This is a genomic window from Kitasatospora phosalacinea, assembly GCF_000716545.1.
In the GTDB taxonomy this organism is placed as follows: Bacteria; Actinomycetota; Actinomycetes; order Streptomycetales; family Streptomycetaceae; genus Kitasatospora; species Kitasatospora phosalacinea.
Window position 1 is genome coordinate 12,282 of sequence record NZ_JNWZ01000080.1, and the last position, 19,961, is coordinate 32,242.

Consider the following 19,961-nt stretch of genomic DNA (forward strand, 5'->3'; position numbering starts at 1 on the left):
CGGAACGGCGGTGGAGGATGTCGGACGGGCGGATCGCGGACAGGCGGATCGCGGCGGGCGCGGAACGGCCGGGACGGCCGGGACGGCCACGGCCGGTGGAGGCGCTGCGGCTGCGGCTGCTGCGGGAGGTCAACTCCACCGTGCACGGTGCCGACCTGCACCTGGAGCGCTACGACCGCCCGCCCGGCGACCCCGGGCTGTTCGGCCCGGACAGCGTGGTGTGGCAGGTGCACGGACACCCCGCCGGCATGCTGGTCGGCGGGTTCGCGGCGCTGATGCTCCAGGCGCTGCACCCGGTGGCGATGCGCGCCGTCGCCGAGCACTCCGACTACCGCACCGACCCGGTCGGCCGACTGCACCGCACCGCCCGGTTCGTCTCCACCACCACGCTCGGCTCCTCCGCCGCCGCCGAGGCCGCGATCTCCGACGTCCGCCGAATCCACGGCCACGTCCGCGGCCGCGACACCGGGGGCCGCCCGTACCGGGCCGACGACCCCGACCTGCTGTGCTGGGTGCACACCGCCGAGACGGCCTGCTTCCTGGCGGGACACCAAGTCTTCGCGGGCGCGGGAAGGTTGAGCCCGGCGCAGTGCGACGACTACCTCGCCGAGGTCGCGCAGATCGGCCAACTCCTGGGCGCGGACGGCGTACCCGTCTCGCGCGCCGGACTCGTCCGCTACCTGGTCGGGGCGCGCGGCGCCCTGCGGGCCACCCCCGAGGCGCTGGAGGCCGTCGCCCTGCTGCGCGGCTTCGGCCGCACCCGGCGCGAACGCCTCGCCGTCCGGGTGCTCACCAACGCGGCGACCGGCCTGCTGCCCCACTGGGCCCGCCGCGCGCTCGGCATCCGCCGCCCCTGGGCCGTGCGCCGCCTCTGGGACCGGCCGCTGGCCCGGCTGCTGGGCGCGGTCATGGTCTGGGCGTGCGGCCTGTCCCCGATCCGCGCCGCCGCGACCGCCCGGGCCCGGGCGCGGCCGGCCGTCCCGGCGGGCGGCGGCGGGACGCGCTGACCGCCCGCGCGGGCGCACCACGGGCGTAGGGGGGCCGGGCACGGCGGAGCGGCCGCCGTACCGGGGCTGGGTTCCGGTACGACGGCCGCTCCGTCGTCGTCAGCGGTCAGCGGTGGGTGCGGGGCGCACGGACGTCAGCACTGGGGCCGACGGCGGTGGTTCGCTCCGCGCCTCGCGCGGGCCTTCTTCTTGCGACGGCGCTTCGACGACATGGCCTCTCCTCTCACGGCGGTGCACGACGACCCCCCGTCCACCGTGCCCCGTACGGCCCGAACCCGCCAGCCGAGCCCCGGAAGCCGGATGACGCCCGAGACCGAGAACGGCCGGAACCGGCCGGGCGGGAGGCCGGGAGGCCGGGAGCACGACATCGAGGGGCTTCGGGCGGCGGATCCCGGTTAGACGGCAAGGAACATCAGTCCGGCCGCTCATCAGAACGTCCGTCCGGCCGTTGATCCGACCAACCGACGGAAGGAGCACCCGATGACCGTGATCTCCCGCCTGCCCGGCGCCCTCGAGGAGGAGTGGGACTGGCAGCTCAGCGGTGCCTGCCGCGCCGCCGACTCCCAGCTGTTCTTCCACCCCGCCGGGGAGCGCGGCCAGGCCCACGACGACCGCGACCGCGCCGCCAAGGCCGTCTGCGCCCGCTGCCCCGTCCGCGAACACTGCCTCCGGCACGCCCTGGCCACCCACGAGCGCTACGGCGTCTGGGGCGGCTGCACCGAGGAGGAGCGGCGCGGGATACTGCGCCGCCGACGCAACCGCAACCGCACGCGCAGCCGCTCCCGCACCCGCTGAACCGGCGGCGGGCGCGCGGCCCGCGGCGCGGGCCGCGCACGGTCACGCACGAAGAGGCGGTCCCCGGAGCGGGGACCGCCTCTCGCTGTGTCTCTGACGCGCCCGTGCGCCCGTGTGTCGTCCTTCCGGGGCGGTGCGACGCCGGACCGGTCCCGTACGGGCGGTCAGGCGAGCAGTCGGGTGGCGTCGATCTCCGCCCAGATCGACTTGCCCTGGGAGTGCCGGTCCGCGCCCCAGCGGTCGGCGGTGCGCTGCACGATGTACAGCCCGTGCCCGCCGGGCACGCCCGGCTGGTGCGGGGTGCGCAGCGTCGGCAGCACGTCGGACGCGTCGGACACCTCGATGCGAAGCCGGGCGGGCGTCGCGTCGAGGACCAGCTCCAGCGGGCCGCCGGCGTGCAGCATCGCGTTGCCGACCAGTTCGGCGACCAGCAGCACGACGTCCTCGGCGAGGTCCGGATCGGGTGGTGCGGACCACGACCAGTCGCCGAGCGCCTCCGCGGTGAACGCCCGGGCACGGGCCACCGGGCGGGGCACGCCCACCAGTCGCAGGCGGCGACGCTGCCCGCCGGGGGGCAGCGCGGCCCCGGCGCCCGGACGGTCGCCGTCCAGGGTTCCCCGGCTCGGTGTCACGTACGGGTTCCCTTCGTTCTCGACGGCGCTATCACAGGCTCACGGGCCGTTCTCACAGGTCGGTTTCCCGACCGCACCAGGATTATGCCCAGTGCGGCCGACAGTACGGATACGGGCGGGGGACCGGCATGCGGGCGGGCTGGTCACCCGCTCGCCGCGACGGCCGCGTCCACTGTGTCGTGGACGGTGAACACGGCCATCGCGCCGGTCAGTTCGAGCAAGTGCTGGACCGGCCCGGAGAGCGCCGCCAGCTGGAAGGAAATCCCTCCGTCGGCGGCTGCCATCCGGGTCTGGAGCAGCAGGTTGAGCCCCGACGAGTCGCAGAAGTCGACCTGTCCCAGGTCGACGACCAACGTCCGGGGGCGCTCGGCGACCAGCAGGTCGAGCGCCTCCCTGGCCGGCGCCAGGGTCTCGATATCCAGGTCGCCCGACAGTACGCACACCGCCACTCGGGACGGCGTGCGCCGGACGTCGACCGCCAGGGGGGCCACGGGCATGTTCTCGGCTGGCATCCTCGTCCTGTTCCTTCGACCGATCTGCCTCGACCTTACGCACCAGTGGGCGTGGCGGTCGAGACGGGGTGCCCGGTGCGGTCGGTTCGGACGGCGGGGGCCGTCCCTACCTGGGGAGTCGATCCACTCGCATCAGTCGGTCGCGTCCAGCCCGGTGCGCAGCTTGGCCAGCGTCCGGGACAGCAGTCGGGAGACGTGCATCTGGGACAGGCCGAGGCGCGCGCCGATCTGCGACTGGGTGAGGTCCTCGCAGAACCGCATGGCCAGGATCTGCCGCTCCCGCTCCGGGAGCTTCGCGATCAGCGGCTTCAGCGCCACCAGGTTCTCCACCAGCGCGAACCGGCCGTCCACCCGGCCGAGCCGCTCGGCGGGCTGCTGCCCGTCGCCCTCGCCCGGGGAGGTCAGGTCGAGCGAACCCGCGGTGTGCGCGTTCGCGGCGGCGAGGCCCTCGACCACCTCCTCCTCGGTGATCGAGAGGTACTCGGCGAGGTCGGCGACGGTCGGCTCGCGGTCCAGCGTCTGGGCCAGGGCGTCCTGCGCCTTCGCCAGGTCCAGGCGCAGCTCCTGGAGCCGACGCGGCACGTGCACGGACCAGGTGGTGTCCCGGAAGTGGCGGCGTATCTCGCCGACGATGGTGGGCACCGCGTAGGTGGTGAACTCGACGCCGAGGTCCGGGTCGAACCGGTCGATCGCCTTGATCAGGCCGACCGAGCCGACCTGCATCAGGTCCTCGTACGGCTCCTTGCTGTGGCCGAAGCGGCGGATGGCGAACCGGACCAGGGTCAGGTTCAGTTCGATCAGGGTGGTGCGCACGTAGCTGAACTCGCGGGTGCCCTCCTCCAGGCCGGCCAGTCGGCGCAGCAGCACCCTGGTCATCGCCCGGGCGTCGGCCGGGGTGGCGTTCACCGGGTCGGCGAGCACGTCCGGGTCCAACTCCGGAACGGTCGCGGCCGAGGCCGCGAGGGTGGTCATCGAGATGGCCTCGCCTACCGGGTCGGTCCCGCGTGCAGCTGCGGCGGGCGATCCGATCTGGTCGGAGGACACCTCAATGGGGGCGGTCAGGAGAAGTTCATCAGTGGGCACGGGCATGCCAGTCCTTTCCTCGTCTCCGGCCGGTCCGTCCCCGGGTACCCGGGGCTCCCTCGATCATGCCAAAGTCTTCTGTGTAGGTTCTGTGAAGGAAATGTCCAGGTGTTCGACCCGACTGAACGCGCATGCGTGGTGACGGGCGGGGCAGGCGGCCCACCGACGCGGACCGCACCCGGCGGCCGCACCCCGGCGGAGGAGGGAAACCCATGGGCCGGATCGAGGAATCCATCGAGATCGAGGCGCCGATCGACGCCGTCTACCGCGAGTGGACCGCCTACTCGTCGCTGCCCTCGTGCATGCGCGGCGGGGCCGGGCGCGGCGCCACCGCGACCGAAGTGCTGCCGCTCGACCGGATCGCCTGGAGCGGCGGCCCCGAACTGCCGGGACACTCCGGAGTCGTCACGTTCCACCGGGTCACCGACCGCTCCACCCGGCTGATGCTCCAGCTCGACACCCAGCCCCACGGTCTGTGGGACCACCTGGTCGAGGGCCTCGGCTTCACCGACCGCCGGGTCATCGACGAACTGGCCGGCTTCAAGGCCCACGTCGAGGACCACCGGCAGCACCTGGCCGCCTGACCCGGCCGTCCGTCGGCCCGATCGGCCCGGACTTCCCGCCGGCCCCCGCCGCACCCGTCCCGGCCGACCGCCCCGTTCTCACCACGCCCGCCTGCGAGAAACGGAAGGGAGCACCGCCATGGGCCCCGTCACCGAGCGGATCACCCTGCACCTGCTGGCCCCCGACGGCACCGCCGTCCACCTCGACACCGACTGGCGCTACCGGCCCGACGACCCGTACGCGGTGAGCCTCGACTTCGGCCCGCGCGCCGCCGGGGCCGGCTGGGTGCTCTCCCGGGAGATGCTGCTCGCCGCGCTGCACGGTCCGGTGGGCGAGGGCGACATCCGCTTCACCCCCCTCGACGACGGCTCGCTGTGCCTGGTGCTCGGCGGCGCGGGCGGCCCGGTGGCGCTCACCGTCGACTGCGCCCCGCTCGCCAAGTTCCTCACCGCCACCCTCGAACTGGTGCCGCTGGGCGGCGAGTTCGAGCGGATCGACTGGGACGGGGGACTGGCCGGGCTGCTGTCGGCCTGAGCCCCGCGGGCCGGGCCGCCGGTCCGGTCGGGCTCAGCGGCGGGCCAGGCGCCGTTCGCCGCTCGCGCCGGTGACGTAGTCGAGGTGGTAGTGGGCGAAGACCTCGGGCTCCTGTTCGGCGGCGAGCACGTCGTCGACCCCGATGGACGGCGCGTTCTTCACCTCGTTGCGGTTGAACGGCACCCGCAGGTAGTCGGGGCCGGCCACCGCGTCCGCGATCGGCACGAACGCCAGGCGGTGCCGGCCGAGCATGCCGACCGTCACGGTGGCGAAGAACGGCTGGTCGGTGGCGGTGTCGACGTAGACGTTCTCCAGGCTGCCGATCTTCTTGCCGTCCTGGTCGACCACGTCGTGGCTGCGCCACTCCCGGATGTCGGCGATCTGAATCATTCACGGCCTCCCTCGGCTGGACCCGCCTCCGCGTGTTCCCTCCGTTCCATGCTCACCGACGGCGGCGGAGCCCGCTTCCCGGCGACGCGCCGTTGCCCTGATCAGCGGTGTGCCCGGGCCGGGGCCGGGCCTCAGGAGGCGGGCGGATCGGGGAGGGCTTCCGGGGCCGGTCCTGCGGCCGGATTCGGGGTCGGAGTCGCGGGCCCGGGCGCGGCCGGGCCGGGGAGCAGCAGGGCGGCGAGCTCGTCGAGCAGCTCGGCGGCCCGCCGGGCCTGGGCTGGGTCGGCGATCGCCCGGGCGAGCAGCGGTTCGGCGGGCCGAGCGGCCCGGGCGCGGACGTAGCCGCGGGCGAGCGCGGAGACCGACAGCAGGGTGCGGCGCCCGTCGGCGGGGTCGGGCGAGGCGTCCAGCAGCCCGCGCTCGCGCAGCCGCGCGACGGAGGTGGAGACGTGGCTCTGGGCGAAGCCGGTGCGGACCCGGATGTCCTGCACCGAGCTGCCGGGGTGCTGGTAGACGTCGGAGACCACCGCGATCTCGCCCGGGGTGAGGGCCGCCGAGGCGTGGTCGGTGACCATCGCCCGGCCCAGTTCGGTGAGCCGTTTGCCCAGTCGCAGAAGCCGTACGCCGTCCATGGCGGACAGGCTACCGTGCCGCCCGGCCACTGCATCGGCTCTGATGCATCACTGAAGATGCATCTTCACAGATGTATCTTCCGAGATGTAGTTTGGCGGGCATGACGACGAACGAGCCCACGGGCCCCGCCCCGGACCGCGCCTCCACCCCCGGCCGGCACCGGGCCGCGCAGCTGAGCCCCGTCTCCCGCACCGCCCTCGCGGTGGCCCGGGTCCGTGCCTACGAGAGCAGCCGGCCGGAGCCGCTGTTCACCGATCCCTACGCGCTGGCGTTCATCGAGGCTTCCGGTGCTCCGCTGCCGACGGAGGGGCCGGCCGGGCCGTTGGCCCGGTTGCTGGTGGCGAGGGGGATCATGCGCACCCGGTTCTACGACGACCGGCTGTCGGCGGTCGGCGCCCGGCAGGTGGTGCTGCTGGCGGCGGGGCTCGACACCCGGGCGTACCGGCTGGACTGGCCGTCGGGCACCAGGGTGTTCGAGGTCGACCTGCCGGCGGTCCTCGACTTCAAGCAGGAGGTGCTGGACGAGCGGGGGGCCGAGGCGGCCTGCGAGCGGGTCGCGCTGCCCGCCGACCTGGCCGATCCGGGGTGGACGGATCGGCTGCTCGCGGCGGGGTTCGACCCGGGGCGGCCCACCGTCTGGCTGGCCGAGGGCTTGCTGGTGTACCTGGAGGTGGAGCAGGCGGCCGCGCTGCTCACCGCCGTCGGCGGGCTGTCGGCGCCCGGGAGCCGGCTGCTGACCGAGCAGGGGCGTGACGTGTCCCGGGTGTCCGCCGACGCGGGGCTGGCCGAGATGACCGCGCTGTGGCGCGGCGGCCTCGGGGCCGGCACCGCCGACTGGCTGGACGCGCACGGCTGGCGGACCGGGTTCACCGCCATCGACGCGTTCGCCGCTTCCCTCGGACGCGAACTCCCGCCGGTCGGCGGCTTCGACGGCGCCGGCTTCCTGGAGGCCGTCCGAACGGACTGAACCGGCGCCGCGCACGGGCACGTTCACCGCCGACCGGATGAACCGGCCGACGGTGAACGGGTGTTGCGGTGCGGGTCGTGCGGGGCGGTCAGGAGGTCGCGGTGCACACCGCCGTCACGGTGGCCGAGGCCGAGGCGTCGGTCCGGGTCGCCTGGACGCCGAACGAGGTGGACGCCGCCGGGGCCAGCGCCCCGTTGTAGGCCAGGCTCGTCGCGGTGACGGTCTGCCCGCTGCGCGTCACGTTCGCGCTCCAACTACCGCTGATCTGCACGCTGGTGGGCCACGTCCAGGCCACCTGCCAGCTCTTGGTGGGCGCGGTGCCGGTGTTGGTGACGGTGACCGTCGCGGTCAGACCGTTGCCCCAGTCGTTCAGGCTGACCGCCGCCGAGCACCCGGCGTTCGTCCCGCCGCCGCCGGTCGAGGTGGTCGCCGTCACCGCCGCCGAAGCGGCCGACACGTTGCCCGCCGCGTCCTTCGCCCGGACGGTGTAGCTGTACGCCGTGGCCGCGCTCAACCCGCTGTCCGTGTACGAGGTCGAGGTCGCCGAGCCGACCTTCGTCCCGTTGCGGTACACGTCGTAACCCGTGACCGCGGTGTTGTCGGTGGACGCCGTCCAGGACAGCGAGACGCTGCCGGCCGTGGTGCCGGAGACGGTCAACCCGCCCGGCACGGAAGGCGCCTGGACGTCGCCGTTGCCGGTGCCGCCGCCGGGGGAGCCGAAGCCCGGGGCCTTGACCGAGGCCAGGTAGTTGTCCTTGACCGTGTTGACCGTCGTCCAGTCGTCGTTCAGGATGCCGCCGGTGTCACCGGAGTTGGGGTTCCAGGACCAGAACGTCCACTGGAAGGAGTCCGCCCCGGCCGTCGCGGTCGGACGCAGGTACTGCACCAGCGCCTTCAACCAGGCCTGGTCGACCGTGGACTGGAGCGTGGTGCCGAACTCGCCGACCCACACCGGCGCGATGTTCTGGTTGAACAGGTAGCCCCAGTTCTTGTCCCAGACGCCCGGCATGTTCGACGGGAAGCTCGGGTCGGAGAACCAGGTCTGCTGCGCCACGCTGGTCGCGTAGTCGTGCGCCGAGTACACCACCCGGTTGGGGACGCTCAGTTGGACCGGGTACTGCCCCGCGCCCTGCAGGTTGCCGCCCCACCAGTACGAGCTGCCGTTGAAGCTCTGCACGCCCTCGACGAAGATCAGCAGCTTCGGGTTGGCCGACAGCACCGCCTCGCCGCCGCGCTGGGCGGCCAGCCGCCAGTCGGTGGCGAGGTCGCCGCAGCCCCAGCAGGCCGGGTCGTGCGGCTCGTTGTGCAGGTCGACGCCGATCACGGCGGGGTTGTTCACGTACCGGGCGGCGATCGACTTGAGGTTCGCCAGCCAGGTCGACTCCGGCACCGAGGAGGTGTACCAGAGCGCCGACTGCCCGGCGGAGTCCGGACGGTGGCGGTCCAGGATGACCTTCATGCCGATGCTGCCCGCGTAGTTGACCAGCTTGTCCATCACGCCGAGCGAGTTCAGGCCGGCCAGGTCGGCGTTCATCCCGCTGGAGGTGTTGATGCTGGAGGGGGCGGTGCCCTTGAAGATGTCGTCGCTGTACGGCAGGCGGATGGTGTTGTAGCCCAGCGACTTCATCTGGTCGATCATCGACTTGTAGTCGCGGCTCCACAGGCCGTGGGGCACGTAGTTGGAGGTCTCGAAGCCGAACCAGTTGATGCCGGCGATCCGCACCGGGGTTCCGGCCTCGTCCAGGATCTGCCGGCCGCTGGTGTGCCAGTAGCCGGCCCCCGCGGTGGTGGAGGCGGCGGCGGTCGCGGTGCTGCCGGTGGCGGCATGGGCCGCCGGGACGGCCGGGGCGGTCAGCGTGGTGACGAGCGCGGCGGCCAGGGCCGCGGCGCAGCCCGCCAGCCGGCGCGTCAGGCGTCGGCGCAGTCGTAGGCGCATGGGTCTCGTTCCTCTCTGGACGCGGGTGGGGGCGTCCGGTGGGGGTGGGGTGGTCCGAGACGTTCGTGGTAGTGGGGGTCGGGTCGTGCGGGTTCTGCGGGTTCTGCGGGTTCTGCGGGTGATCCGGGCGGTCAGGGTGGTCCGGGTGGTCCGGCTGATTCGGGAGCGAAGGGGAGCGGCCCGGTCGTGGTGGGGGAATGATCGGGAGCGCTCCCACTCGTAGCCCTTGCGGGCTCGCCATATGAAGCCAGATCTCCCTTGGGGTCGTCAAGAGTCTTGGGAGCGCTCCCATTTGATGAAGGCCGTCCGGCGCGGCGCGCTGAAACGTACATCGGGCCGGCCCGGCACGGCGCGGTGACCCGGGTGACGGCGTGCGCGTTGACTGCGGACGGGCAGCGGTGATGGAGTCCGGACCTCAGGATGTGCGTTCGCCCTGTGGGGAGGCTGGTTTCGATGACGGGTCGGCAGATCACCGTGGTCGGGGAGTGCGTCGCCGACGCCTTCGCCGAACGCGACGGGGCCAGGCCGGGTGAGCTCGCGCTGCGGGTGCTGCCCGGCGGCGGCCCGGCGAACACCGCGGTCGCGCTGGCCCGGCTGGGCACGCCCACCCGGTTCGTCGGCCGGATCTCGGCCGACCCGTTCGGCGAGCTCTTCCGCGGCCGCCTGAGCGGCTCCGGCGTCGACCTGGCGGGCACCGTCGCGGCCGCCGAGCCGAGCACCCTGGCGCTGGCCGCGCTCGACGGCGAGGGCCACGCCCAGTACTCCTTCCACGCGGAGGGCACCGCCGACTGGCAGTGGACCGGCGAGGAACTGGCCGCCGCCCGCGACGACGGATCGGTGTGCCTGCACACCGGCTCGCTCGCCCTGGTGCGCGAACCCGGCGGCCCCCGGATCGAGCACCTGCTCGCCGAGGCCCGCCCGCACGCCACCGTGTCGATCGACCCCAACGTCCGCACCCTGCTGGTCGATCCCGACACCTACCGGCGGCGGATCGGACGCTGGTGCGAACTGGCCGACCTGCTGCGCCTGAGCGAGGACGACCTGCACGTCCTGCTGCCCGGCACCGCCCCCGAGGACGCCTGCGACCACTGGCACGCGGCGGGGGCCCGGCTGGTCGTCGTGACGCTCGCCGAACGCGGTGCGCTCGCCTCGCTGGACGGCCGGCGGGTCCGGGTGGCCGCGCCCGCGACGCCGGTGGCCGACACCGTCGGCGCGGGCGACTCCTTCACCGCGGGGCTGCTGCACTCCCTCGCCGCCCGGGGCCACCTCGGCGGCCGGCTCGACTCCCTCACCCCCGAGGACCTGGAGCGCGCCTGCGCCTTCGCCGCCCGCGTCGCCGCCCGGACGGTCGCGGTTCCCGGCGCCGACCCGCCCTGGGCGGAGGACCTCTGACGGAACGCCGGCCGGGCGGGGCGGGTGGGGGCGGGCTCGGGCAGACCGTCATCGCGACGAGCCCGCCCCGGGGCGTCAGCTGAGCGGCGAGGACTTCCAGACGCCGTTGACCCGCACGTACAGGCGCTGGTTGGCGGTGTCGACGGCCATGGTGCCGTTGGCGGGGGCGCGTTGGAACGAGGCGTCCGAGACCGGGCCGGAGACCTGCCGCAGCGGCAGGTTCGGCGAGTGGGTGACCGGGACGGCGCCGCTGCTCTGGGTGCCCTTGTTGCCGTAGCTGTTCTCCACCCGGAAGTCACCGGCGGAGGTCAGCTCGTAGTACAGGTGCGCGCCGGCCGGCGCCGTCCCGTACAGGCCGATCACGTTGCGCAGCACCGCGGTGTTGTTGGGGCCCGCGTACACGGTGACGCCCGAATTGACCGTCGACGCCGAACCGTTGGCGATCAGCACGTTCTCCAGGGTGGAGGCGATCGGGGCCCAGACGATGATGTTCTGGGCCTTCTGCTGGTCGGTGGGGAGGCCGGGCGCGAAGTTGCCCGCGTAGCAGTAGAGGTTGCCGGCGTGGACGTGCTTGCTGGAGGAGTCGACCTTGAAGTGCGGGCCGCCCTGCATCTGCGAGGTCTCGAACTTGCAGTCCGTGACGTAGATGCCGTTGGGGTTGTTGGTCGAGCCGGTGCCCGCGGTGATCCACAGCGCGCCGGTGCCGAACGCCTCGAACCGGCAGCCGGTCACGTGCACCTGGTTGGTGTTGTCGGTGCTGGAGCCCCAGCCGGAGGCGGCGGAGGCGTTGCGCAGCCACATGTTGGGCGTGTCGTTGCTGTTGAGCGGGCCGGTGCTGGACTCCACCACCAGGTTCTGGAAGCGCGAGTCCCACAGCTCCACGCCGTCGATGCACAGGTCCGGGTTGCTGGTGACGTAGACGTCCCGGACGACGGTGTTGTCGTTGTAGTACAGCTCCAGGACCAGGCCGGTCCTGCCGTTGCCGTTGAAGCCGAGGTCCTCCACCGAGCAGTACCGCCGGTGGGTCGCGCCGGTGGCGTCCGGGCCCGCGCCGGAGATCCGCAGCAGCGGCCCGTTGCCGCCCTTGACCAGCATCGACGCCTTGCTGCCCGCGCCGGTCAGCCGCACGCCGTTGCCGCCCACGGCCAGGGCGGGCGTGCCGGTGGCCGGCGGCGTCACCAGGTACCTGCCGGCCGGGAAGTAGACCGTGCCGCCCCGCACGGCCGCCGCGTCGATCGCCTGCTGGACCTTCGCGGTGTCGTCCGTCGTGCCGTCACCGGTCGCGCCGTAGTCCTTGACGTCGAACCAGTCCGCCACCCCGCTCGCGGTGCCGACCGCCGCCGACGCCGACCGGGCGTTCGCCGCCACCGCGATGCCCGCGACGCCCGCCGCCGCACCCGTCAGCAGCGCCCGCCGGCGGAACGCGTCGTCGTTCCGCGCGGAATCGTCCTTGCCCATCCGAGCCCCCCTCTGCGAGGCCGGGGCTCCTCCCCGGCCGCAGGGCAAGATCGCACGGACCCGGAAGGCCGGTCAAACGATTACGCCCAGTCACGAATCGCCGGGCGGAAGGCGGTCGCGGGCGCTGCGGACGGCGCTTCGAGCGCGGATCCGACACGCTGGGTGACGTCCGGTCGGTCGTCCCGGCGGGCGTTTCCGGGGCGTCCCCCGGAAACCTCTCGGCGTCGCTCCCGAGTCCGCCCCCCGGCCGGGCCCGGTCGGGGGGCTACTGGTCGGCGGTGAGCTTGCCGGCCTTGCCCCAGTTCTCGGCCGGGTACTCCTGGATCCAGACCAGGACGCTCTCGGCCGGGCAGTCCAGGGCTGCCACGAAGGCCTCGGTGACCCGGGCGACCAGTTCGCGCTTCTGCTCCACCCCGCGCGGGCCCTGCTGAATGGTGACGATCGGCATCTTCGACTCCTGGTGTCCGTCCTGCGGGCCGGTCCTTCCGGCCGACACCAGTCCACCGGATCCGGCCGCCCGCACCCAGACCCGATCCGCTCTCGCAGCGATCACGGATCCTGATCGTCGCCGGTCGGGGAGGGGGCGGGCGTCCGGCGGCAGGCCTCCAGGAGCAGCCGGGGCGGCGGGGCGGAGCGCCGGACGGCGAGCGACACCGGCAGCGCCAGCGGGGTGCGGCAGGGGCGGAAGGCGACCCGGCGGGCGTGCGTCATCCGGGCGTTGGCCGCGTACACCACCGTCCACATCGGGGCGCCGGCGCCGATCGTGGCGAGGGTGTTCTGCAGGGTGCTGTGCGGCGGCCCGAACAGCGGTCGGAAGCCGGACCGCTCGCAGGCGTCCGTCACCAGGTCGACCAGGGCCGGGTGGTTGCGCCGCTCGGTCAGCAGCAGTGGCAGCCCGGCGAGTTCGGCGAGGTCGATCGCGGGCCGCTCGGCCAGCGGGTGCCCGGCGGGCAGTGCGATCACCAACTCGTCCTGCCAGAGCGGCAGGTAGCGCAGGTCGTCGTCGCCGGGGACCGCGCCGCGGACGAAGGCGGCGTCGAGCCGGCCGTCCGCGAGGCGGGCCAGCCGCTCCCGGACGGGCTCGGAGTGGAGCTCGACGCGCACGGCCGGGGCCCGGCGGCGGTAGGCGTCCAGGATGTCGTCCAAACGCTCCCCGAGCCCGCCGACGGTGCCCAGCCGGAGCACGGTCGGCGCGGCCAGGTCGGCGGCGAGGGCGCGGGCCGCGTCCTCGGCCGCCAGTACGTTCCGGGCCGCGGGCAGGAAGCGCTCGCCCGCCGGCGTCAGGCGCACGTGCCGGGGCGAGCGGTCGAACAGCTCGACCCGCAACTCGCGCTCCAACCGCCGTACTTGCTGGCTCACGGCGGGCTGTCCGAGCAGCAGCCGCTCGGCGGCCCGGCCGAAGTGCAACTCCTCCGCGACGGCGACGAAACAGCGCAACTGCCGCAGTTCCACCCGCTTCCCCCTCTGCTCGGCGTTCCGGCCCCGCCGGTGACGCGGACCATGATCGCAGCCGGGAAGGGGCGGGGAGCGGAGGGTGTCAGGCGCCGAGGTGCGCGGCCGGGTCGGCGTCCGTCTGCGGTGTCGGCGGGGTCGATGCCGAAGGCGTCGCACAGGAGGGAGAGTTCGGCCGGATCCGGCTGTTCGGGGTTCACGGGCACAGGCGCGGGCACGGGCATGGGCACGGGGAGGGCGGGCGGCTCGGGCGGGCAGCGGGAGGAGGGGTGGGAGGGTCTTGCGGGGGGTAAATTGAACGGGTTCAGTTTTCGGTATACGTTCTCTCCCGTGAAGTACGTGATCCCCGGTGGGACCGGGCAGGTCGGCACGATGCTGGAGCGTGCGCTGCGCGCCGACGGGCACCAGGTGGTGATCCTGACCAGGACGCCCACCGCTCCGCACCACGTGGCCTGGGACGGCCGGACCCTCGGCCGCTGGGCCGAGCAGCTGGACGGCGCCGACGCGGTGGTCAACCTGGCCGGTCGGACGGTGAGTTGCCGCTACACGCCGGAGAACCTCCGGCAGATGATGGACTCCCGGGTGGACTCGGCGCGGGTGGTCGGCGAGGCGATCGCCGCCGCCGCGCGCCCGCCCCGGGTCTGGCTGCAGATGAGCACCGCCACGGTGTACGCGCACCGGTACGACGCCCCGAACGACGAGGCGACCGGCGTCATCGGCGGCGCCGAGCCGGGCGTCCCGAACTACTGGGAGTACAGCGTCCGGATCGCCCGGAACTGGGAGGCCGCGCAGGACGGGGCCCGGACGCCCGGCACCCGCAAGGTGGCGCTGCGGGCCGCGATGGTGCTCAGCCCGAACCGGGGCGGCGTCTTCGACGTGCTGTCCCGGCTGGCCCGGCTCGGCCTGGGCGGACCGGTCGCGGGCGGGCGGCAGTACGTCTCCTGGATCCACGAGCGGGACTTCGTCCGGGCGGTGCGCTTCCTGGTCGAGCGGGAGGAACTGTCCGGGCCGGTCAACCTGGCCGCACCGAACCCGCTGCCGCACCGGGAGCTGATGCGGGAGGTGCGGCGCGCCAACGGCGTGCCGGTGGGCCTGCCCGCCACCCGCTGGATGGCCGAACTCGGGGCGTTCGCACTCCGGACGGACACCGAGCTGCTGCTGAAGAGCCGTCGGGTGGTCCCCGGCCGCCTGCTGGACGCCGGTTTCGCCTTCGACTTCCCGCACTGCGCGGACGCCGCACGCGAGTTGGTCGCCCGCCGCACGTCGCTCCGCCGCCCCGGGGCGCCCTCCCCGGTCCGGACCGGCGCCGCCTGAACCGGCGGGGCGGGGCGGGGTGGAGCAGGGGCGGGCCCGGATGTCCGGGGGTGCTGCCAGGATGAGGACGTGGATGCTGATCAGCGGGAGGGCGCGGCCGTCTCCGCGGAGCTCGCGGAGTTCCTGCGCGAGGCCGCCGAGTACCGGCCGGTGCTGCTCGCCGGGTGCGTGTGCGAGGGGTGCGGCGGGCGGGCGTTCACCGTCCGGGTGGACGACACCGAGGGGTGCGCCGGGCGGGAGTGCGTCCGCTGCGAGGAGCGGGCGTTCCTCGCGGACAGCGCGGAAGTGTGGGTGGAAGCCGAGCCCGAGGTGGCCGAATGCCCGTGCGGGGGAGACGAGTTCGAGGCGGCGGTGGCGTTCTCGCTGAGGACCGACGGTTCGGTGCGGTGGGTGACGGTGGGGCTGCGCTGCCTGCGGGACGGCGCGCCGGGGGTCTACGTCGACTGGAAGATCGACTACGCCCCGACGGACCACCTGCTGCGCGCCGTCTGAACCGGACGGACGGGCGGTCGGAGGGCGGTCGGGCGGTCGGCTCGGTGGGGCGGCAGAGTTGGAAGCGGAACCGGGCGAAGGGTCGGACGCGGTGGGGCGGGAGAACCGAGGGGCAGTGGTGGCGATGCCGAACGGGCGGGCCGGGAGCGCGGGTCCGGGCAGCGGAGTCCGTCCTCCGCAAGGGTGCGAGCAGGTCGAGGAAGCGGTGCGCCGCGGCGATTGGGACACCGCCATCGGGCTGGTGAGTGCCCGGGCCGAGTGTTACTCCACCGACTACCGCGCCCACGACGACCACCTCCGACACATGGACCTGCTCGTCGACGCGGGACGTCTGGAGGAGCTGGAGCGGCTCGCCCGGACGGACGTCCACGCGGGGCGCAGGCTCAACCGGACGCTGCGGGAACGGGGGATGGCGCCGGAGTTGCGCGCCCGGGCCGCCGACGGCGACCGTGGCGCGCTGTACGCCCTGGTCCGGCTGCTCGGCGAGACGGGCCGGGCGGGGGAGGCCCGGCAGGCCGTCCGGGAGCTCGACCCGGAGAACCGGTACGCGCACGGGCTCCTGGCCGGACCCCGGCCGCCGGACGGCGTCGACGAAGGCGCGCAGTAGGGAAGGCGGCGTACGGTCAGCCGCCGATCGGGCCGGACGCGTACGCGAGCGGGGGTGCGATGGCCTGGGCGTCCGCGCCGGTGCCGACCCACAGGCCGATGAAGAGGGCGGCGGTGGCCTCCAGCAGGCCGGCCCGGTCGAGGCCGCCGGTGGGGAACGGGGTGCAGCCCAGGTCGCTCACCAGCTCGGATGCCCGGGTCAGCGCGGTGGCGTCGTCGCCGCACAGCGGGACGGCGAGCGGGCGGCCGTCGAAGACCGGCGGGCGCATCCGCCAGACGTCCTCGTGGCAGAGGTTGAACGCCTTGACCACGTGGGAGCGGGGTGCGGCGGACGCCAACTGCTCGGCGGCGGACGGTCCGTGGCTGGTCAGCAGCCGGAAGCCGGGGCCGACCGGGTTGGCGCAGTCGAGCAGGGTCCGCCCCGCGAGCGGCTCGGCGAGCGCCCGGACCACCTCCGCGCCGGCCCCGAACGGCAGGGCGACGAGCACCACGTCGGCGTCCGCCGCCGCCCGCAGGTCGCCGGGCCGCGCCCCGTGCCCGATCCGCTCGGCCAGGCGTCCGGCCTTCGCCAGGTCGCGGCCGCCGACGGTGAGCCGGTGTCCGGCCCGCGCCCAGTGGGTGCCCAGCGCGTCCGCCATGTTGCCCGTCCCCAGAATGCCGATCCTCATCAACTGTCTCCCGTTCCAAGAGCTTCCGACCTCGGACACGAGCCTAGGGAGACGGTCGGGCACCATTCGGTACGTGACCACTGACCGACTGCTCGCCGACTGCCGCGCCCGCCTCGCCTTCGACCTGCTCTCCAACACCTGGAACGCCGTGCTGCTCTGGGCCCTGCGGGACGGCCCGTACCGACCCGCCGAACTGCGCGGCCGGATCGGCGGCATCAGCTCCAAGGTCCTCACCGAGACGCTGCGCCGCCTGCAGTACAACGGCCTGGTCGAGCGCCACCCGCCGCGCCCCGGGAGCACCGGCGTGACCTACGAACTCACCGCGCTGGGACGGACCCTGCTGCCCGCCATCGACGCCTTCGGCGCCTGGGCCTTCGCGTACGGTGACCAGGTGATGGCCGCCCAGGACGCGGCGGACGCGGTGGGCGCGCAGGAGGCGACGGAGCCGGCGGAGTCGTTGGCATCGGCGGAAGCGGAGGAGGCGTGACGGAGGACGGGACCGGGCGGCGGCTCGCCGAGGTCGCGGACGGCACCGCGGACCGGGACGCCGTCGACCGCTGGGCCGGCCGGAGGCTGTCGGACGACGCGCGGGAGCGGGACGAGACCTCCCGCTGGGCGCTGGAACTGCTCCACGGCATCGACCTGCGGCACGGCCCCGGCGAGCCGTACCTGCACGACGAGCAGCAGGTGCGCGGCCGGCCGGCGGAGTACCGGCGGCGGCGCCGCGCCGAGCGGTGACGGCGGCGCTCCGACGGCGGACGCGTCGGTAGCATGCGGGCAGGGCGGGCAAGGGTGGTGACCGCTCGCCCGTCCAGCCGTCCAGCCGTCCGCCCGTTCGGAGAGGGGTCACCGTGTCGTTGAATGCCGAGGAGTGCGCCCGTACTGCCGCCGAGTTGCGGGCCAACCTGGAGCTGACCGGGGGCGACGCGGGCCGGGCCGGGGCGGAACTCGGCTTCGACGAGCAGCGGTTGGCGCAGGCGCTGGACGTCGCCGGGGCGGACCCGGAGGACGTGTGGCTGCTGCGCGACCACCTGGAGGACCTGGTGCGCGCGGCGGGCCGCGAGCCCGTCCCGTACACCGTACTCACCGAGGAGGCGCGGGCGGCGGCCGAACGCTGGTTCCCGCTGCGAAAGGCCCCGCGCCGGGCCTGATCCGCCACCGCTGGGCGCCCTTTGACGTCCCACCGGGTGACGTCCCATCGAATGGCGCACCCGCGACGACCGACCGTTCGCCTGCGATCCGGAGGTCGCGGAGGATGGGGCGGGGGGCCGTCCACGGGTTCGGTGCCCGTTCGGACGGCTCGGGTACGGGGGTCGTCGACGAGTGAGGAGCACGTCCGTGGTTGGTTCCGCATGCCCGCGAACGGCGCGAACGGCGCGAACGGTGCGAACGGTGCGAACGGCCAGGTGGATAAGCAGGTGCGCCGCGCTGGCGCCGGGGGCCGCGCTGACCGGGCTGGCGGTCCTGGGCGGCCTGGTGCCGCTCGCCGCACCGGTCGCGCCGGCCGCGGCCGCCGAGGCGACCGGGACGGCTGAGGCGGCCGGATCCGCCGGGCCCGCGCCGCTGCCGCCGATGCCGGTGGCCGAGGCGTACGACGGTGACACCAAGCTGGCCTCGCCCGAGGAGGTGGCCGCGCAGTGCGACCAGCCGGGCACCTGCACCTTCCGGGCGACGGACCGGGTGATCGGGCTGTTCGGCAGCGCCGTCGCCTCGATCGGGAACGCCGCGATCAACTGCACCGGCGAGCCGATGGAGGTCGACCGCACCCTGACGGTGGCCAGCAGCAGCACCGACAACATCGGCGGCTCGATCTCCGGCAAGGCCACGGTCACCGGCAGCATCGACACCACCGTGACCGCCTCCGCGCAGGGCAGCCAGGCGAACGGCACCACCAACAGCACCATCGAGTACGGGCCGAACAAGGACAAGGGCCCGACCACCCAGGACAAGTTCCAGAACAACAAGGACAACACCACCACCGTGGCCGGCTCGAACGCCCTCCACCTGGGCGCCAAGGCCAGTTTCGAACTCGCCTTCCAGGCCTCCTACTCCAAGCAGTGGCAGGCCACCGTGCGGGAGACCACCCGGGTGGTGTTCACGGTGTCGTCCAACGACGAGCTCCAGTTCGGGACGCTCACCGCGGTGACGCGGGTGGTCGGCATCCTGTCGGTGAACCACACCGGCCGGTTCGTCAAGAACGTGGTGGTGGACAGCCCGTCCGTCGCCACCAGCAGTTCCATCGTCGCGCAGACCTTCTCCCGCCCGGACGTCTGCCTGGCGCTGCGCCCGCCGGGCCGGGCGGCGGCGGAACCTGGCCCGGTGACGGTGGCGCCGGAGCCGCCGGGGCGGGTGCCGGACGCCGTGTACGTGCGCACCGCCGAGGGCACCTGGAGCAAGCGGTGAAGCGGGGCGCGGCGCTGGCCGTCGCGCTGCTGCTGGTCGGCGGGCCGACGGCCGGGCCCGCGTTCGCGGACGAGTCGGCGCCGCAGCAGGCCGTGGAGGACCTGGTGGCGCGGGCCTTCGACGGCGACACCCCGCTGCCCGACGCGGCCGCCGTGGCGCGCGGCTGCGGGCGCGAGTACGGGTGCGGCTTCCGGTTCCTCCCCGGGCTGGCGGTGGAGCGCACCGCCGCCGTCGTCTCGGTCGGCAACACCGTCATCAACTGCACCAACCAGAAGATCGCGGTGTACCGGACGGTGGTGATGGAGTCGAGCGCGACCGACAACCTGGCCGGTGAGATCTCCGGCTCCGCCACCGTCGAGGGGACGATCGACAACACCACCAACGTGTCCGGCACGGTGGCGAACTCCGACAAGACGGAGACCTCGCACACCGACACCACCGCCCCCAAGGACAAGGGCCCCAACACCGACACCACCACCGGCGGATCGTCCACCACCAGCAGCAGCGCCACCGCCTCCGGCCAGCTCAAGCTCACCGCGACCGCGGCCTTCCAGATGGCGTTCAAGGCCACCTACTCGCACGAGTGGAAGCGCACCAACACCGAGACCACCCAGGTGAAGTTCACGGTGGACACCAACCAGGAGCTCCAGTTCGGCGTGCTCAACGCGATGACCCGGACGGTCGGGGTGCTGTCGGTCGACGGCACCGGCACCACGATCAAGAACATCCTGGTGACCAGCCCGTCCAGCTCCAACATCAGCACCGTCGTCGCCCAGACCTTCAACGCCAAGGACTACTGCCTGACCCTGCAACCGACCCGTTCCCTGACCGGGAGCGGCGTCCACGAGGGGGCCCCGCACCCGGCCGGGGACCGGCCGCAGGCCCGGTACCGCCTGACGGGCGGACAGGAGTGGGTCCGGACCGACTGACCGGCAGCGAGGACGCCGGGCCCGGCGCCGCACGGGAACCATCCGTGCGGGGCCGGGCGCGGCGTCCTCTTGCGAGCGTCTTCGGGCGGTGGTTCAGCCCGGATCCACCGGGTGATCGCTGTCGGGAAGGTCCCGTAGAACGAAGAGATGCCTTGCGACCTGCGATGATGGGAGTTCTCTAGGCTCCACCACGC

Annotated in this window: 24 protein-coding genes; 14 read left to right on the top strand and 10 right to left on the bottom strand. The window is 73.9% G+C overall.

Features of this window, described 5'->3' with window-relative positions:
• Positions 1-95: 95 nt before the first annotated feature.
• Positions 96-1,007: an oxygenase MpaB family protein gene (locus OO48_RS29505; RefSeq protein ID WP_033221808.1), complete on the top strand. Its 912-nt coding sequence runs from the start codon at positions 96-98 to the stop codon at positions 1,005-1,007.
• 480 nt (positions 1,008-1,487) lie between these two features.
• The gene (locus OO48_RS29510; protein WP_033221810.1) at positions 1,488-1,802 is read left to right on the top strand and encodes a WhiB family transcriptional regulator; all 315 of its coding nucleotides are present in this window, start codon (positions 1,488-1,490) and stop codon (positions 1,800-1,802) included.
• A gap of 164 nt (positions 1,803-1,966) precedes the next feature.
• On the opposite strand, the gene OO48_RS29515 is transcribed toward OO48_RS29510, so the two are convergent.
• From OO48_RS29515 to OO48_RS29525, 3 genes are all read right to left on the bottom strand, one after another.
• The gene (locus OO48_RS29515; RefSeq protein ID WP_051733080.1) at positions 1,967-2,434 is read right to left on the bottom strand and encodes an ATP-binding protein; all 468 of its coding nucleotides are present in this window, start codon (positions 2,432-2,434) and stop codon (positions 1,967-1,969) included.
• 143 nt (positions 2,435-2,577) lie between these two features.
• Positions 2,578-2,946 (bottom strand): STAS domain-containing protein, encoded by a 369-nt coding sequence (locus OO48_RS29520; protein WP_033221812.1) that lies wholly within the window; start codon positions 2,944-2,946, stop codon positions 2,578-2,580.
• Positions 2,947-3,078: 132 nt separating this feature from the next.
• Entirely contained in the window at positions 3,079-4,035 is a 957-nt protein-coding gene (locus OO48_RS29525) for an RNA polymerase sigma factor SigF (RefSeq protein ID WP_033221813.1), read from the bottom strand.
• A 206-nt stretch (positions 4,036-4,241) separates the two neighbouring features.
• Between OO48_RS29525 and OO48_RS29530 the strand changes: the two genes are divergently transcribed.
• Both OO48_RS29530 and OO48_RS29535 read left to right on the top strand, forming a co-directional pair.
• Complete coding sequence (locus OO48_RS29530; protein WP_051733082.1) at positions 4,242-4,613, top strand: SRPBCC family protein; 372 nt, start codon at positions 4,242-4,244, stop codon at positions 4,611-4,613.
• Positions 4,614-4,731: 118 nt separating this feature from the next.
• Positions 4,732-5,127 (top strand): SsgA family sporulation/cell division regulator, encoded by a 396-nt coding sequence (locus OO48_RS29535; RefSeq protein WP_033221815.1) that lies wholly within the window; start codon positions 4,732-4,734, stop codon positions 5,125-5,127.
• A 33-nt stretch (positions 5,128-5,160) separates the two neighbouring features.
• On the opposite strand, the gene OO48_RS29540 is transcribed toward OO48_RS29535, so the two are convergent.
• The gene (locus OO48_RS29540; RefSeq protein WP_033221816.1) at positions 5,161-5,517 is read right to left on the bottom strand and encodes a PRC-barrel domain-containing protein; all 357 of its coding nucleotides are present in this window, start codon (positions 5,515-5,517) and stop codon (positions 5,161-5,163) included.
• Between the two features lie 131 nt (positions 5,518-5,648).
• Positions 5,649-6,149 carry a MarR family winged helix-turn-helix transcriptional regulator gene (locus OO48_RS29545; protein ID WP_063830763.1) on the bottom strand — a complete coding sequence of 167 codons (501 nt, stop codon included), beginning with the start codon at positions 6,147-6,149 and terminating at the stop codon, positions 5,649-5,651.
• 101 nt (positions 6,150-6,250) lie between these two features.
• Between OO48_RS29545 and OO48_RS29550 the strand changes: the two genes are divergently transcribed.
• Entirely contained in the window at positions 6,251-7,117 is an 867-nt protein-coding gene (locus tag OO48_RS29550; protein ID WP_081952476.1) for an SAM-dependent methyltransferase, read from the top strand.
• An 88-nt stretch (positions 7,118-7,205) separates the two neighbouring features.
• Here OO48_RS29550 and OO48_RS29555 read toward each other — a convergent pair whose 3' ends face one another.
• Positions 7,206-9,053 carry a cellulase family glycosylhydrolase gene (locus OO48_RS29555; protein WP_033221818.1) on the bottom strand — a complete coding sequence of 616 codons (1,848 nt, stop codon included), beginning with the start codon at positions 9,051-9,053 and terminating at the stop codon, positions 7,206-7,208.
• A 453-nt stretch (positions 9,054-9,506) separates the two neighbouring features.
• Between OO48_RS29555 and OO48_RS29560 the strand changes: the two genes are divergently transcribed.
• Entirely contained in the window at positions 9,507-10,445 is a 939-nt protein-coding gene (locus tag OO48_RS29560) for a carbohydrate kinase family protein (protein ID WP_033221820.1), read from the top strand.
• A gap of 75 nt (positions 10,446-10,520) precedes the next feature.
• Here the strand turns inward: OO48_RS29560 and OO48_RS39380 are convergent, their stop codons facing one another.
• The 3 genes from OO48_RS39380 to OO48_RS29575 form a co-directional block, all read right to left on the bottom strand.
• Positions 10,521-11,903, bottom strand: a complete 1,383-nt coding sequence (locus OO48_RS39380; protein ID WP_033221821.1) for a glycosyl hydrolase family 28-related protein — start codon at positions 11,901-11,903, stop codon at positions 10,521-10,523.
• A 265-nt stretch (positions 11,904-12,168) separates the two neighbouring features.
• The gene (gene dmpI / locus OO48_RS29570) at positions 12,169-12,351 is read right to left on the bottom strand and encodes a 4-oxalocrotonate tautomerase DmpI (protein ID WP_033221823.1); all 183 of its coding nucleotides are present in this window, start codon (positions 12,349-12,351) and stop codon (positions 12,169-12,171) included.
• Between the two features lie 101 nt (positions 12,352-12,452).
• Positions 12,453-13,355, bottom strand: coding sequence for a LysR family transcriptional regulator (locus OO48_RS29575; protein WP_033221828.1), 903 nt, complete (start codon positions 13,353-13,355; stop codon positions 12,453-12,455).
• Between the two features lie 330 nt (positions 13,356-13,685).
• On the opposite strand from OO48_RS29575, the gene OO48_RS29580 reads away from it, so the two are divergent.
• The 3 genes from OO48_RS29580 to OO48_RS29590 all read left to right on the top strand — a co-directional run bounded on the left by OO48_RS29580 (position 13,686) and on the right by OO48_RS29590 (position 15,768).
• A complete protein-coding gene (locus OO48_RS29580; RefSeq protein ID WP_033221830.1) occupies positions 13,686-14,669 on the top strand; it encodes a TIGR01777 family oxidoreductase in 984 nt (327 codons plus the stop codon).
• Between the two features lie 69 nt (positions 14,670-14,738).
• Entirely contained in the window at positions 14,739-15,161 is a 423-nt protein-coding gene (locus OO48_RS29585; protein ID WP_033221831.1) for a hypothetical protein, read from the top strand.
• Positions 15,162-15,366: 205 nt separating this feature from the next.
• On the top strand, positions 15,367-15,768 hold the full coding sequence (locus OO48_RS29590; protein ID WP_033221832.1) for a hypothetical protein: 402 nt from the start codon (positions 15,367-15,369) through the stop codon (positions 15,766-15,768).
• 16 nt (positions 15,769-15,784) lie between these two features.
• On the opposite strand, the gene OO48_RS29595 is transcribed toward OO48_RS29590, so the two are convergent.
• Positions 15,785-16,435, bottom strand: a complete 651-nt coding sequence (locus OO48_RS29595; RefSeq protein ID WP_209439560.1) for an NADPH-dependent F420 reductase — start codon at positions 16,433-16,435, stop codon at positions 15,785-15,787.
• 73 nt (positions 16,436-16,508) lie between these two features.
• Here OO48_RS29595 and OO48_RS29600 point away from each other — a divergent pair, with 73 nt between their 5' ends.
• The 5 genes from OO48_RS29600 (at position 16,509) to OO48_RS39385 (ending at position 19,767) form a co-directional block, all read left to right on the top strand.
• Positions 16,509-16,922 carry a winged helix-turn-helix transcriptional regulator gene (locus OO48_RS29600; protein WP_033221835.1) on the top strand — a complete coding sequence of 138 codons (414 nt, stop codon included), beginning with the start codon at positions 16,509-16,511 and terminating at the stop codon, positions 16,920-16,922.
• Positions 16,919-17,173 (top strand): hypothetical protein, encoded by a 255-nt coding sequence (locus OO48_RS29605; RefSeq protein WP_106970450.1) that lies wholly within the window; start codon positions 16,919-16,921, stop codon positions 17,171-17,173. The genes OO48_RS29600 and OO48_RS29605 overlap by 4 nt, the downstream gene beginning before the upstream one ends.
• A gap of 113 nt (positions 17,174-17,286) precedes the next feature.
• Positions 17,287-17,586: a DUF2316 family protein gene (locus OO48_RS29610; RefSeq protein ID WP_033221837.1), complete on the top strand. Its 300-nt coding sequence runs from the start codon at positions 17,287-17,289 to the stop codon at positions 17,584-17,586.
• A gap of 325 nt (positions 17,587-17,911) precedes the next feature.
• Complete coding sequence (locus OO48_RS34635) at positions 17,912-18,838, top strand: hypothetical protein (RefSeq protein WP_157845569.1); 927 nt, start codon at positions 17,912-17,914, stop codon at positions 18,836-18,838.
• Positions 18,835-19,767 carry a hypothetical protein gene (locus tag OO48_RS39385; RefSeq protein ID WP_051733087.1) on the top strand — a complete coding sequence of 311 codons (933 nt, stop codon included), beginning with the start codon at positions 18,835-18,837 and terminating at the stop codon, positions 19,765-19,767. Before OO48_RS34635 ends, OO48_RS39385 begins: the two co-directional genes overlap by 4 nt.
• Positions 19,768-19,961 lie beyond the last annotated feature (194 nt).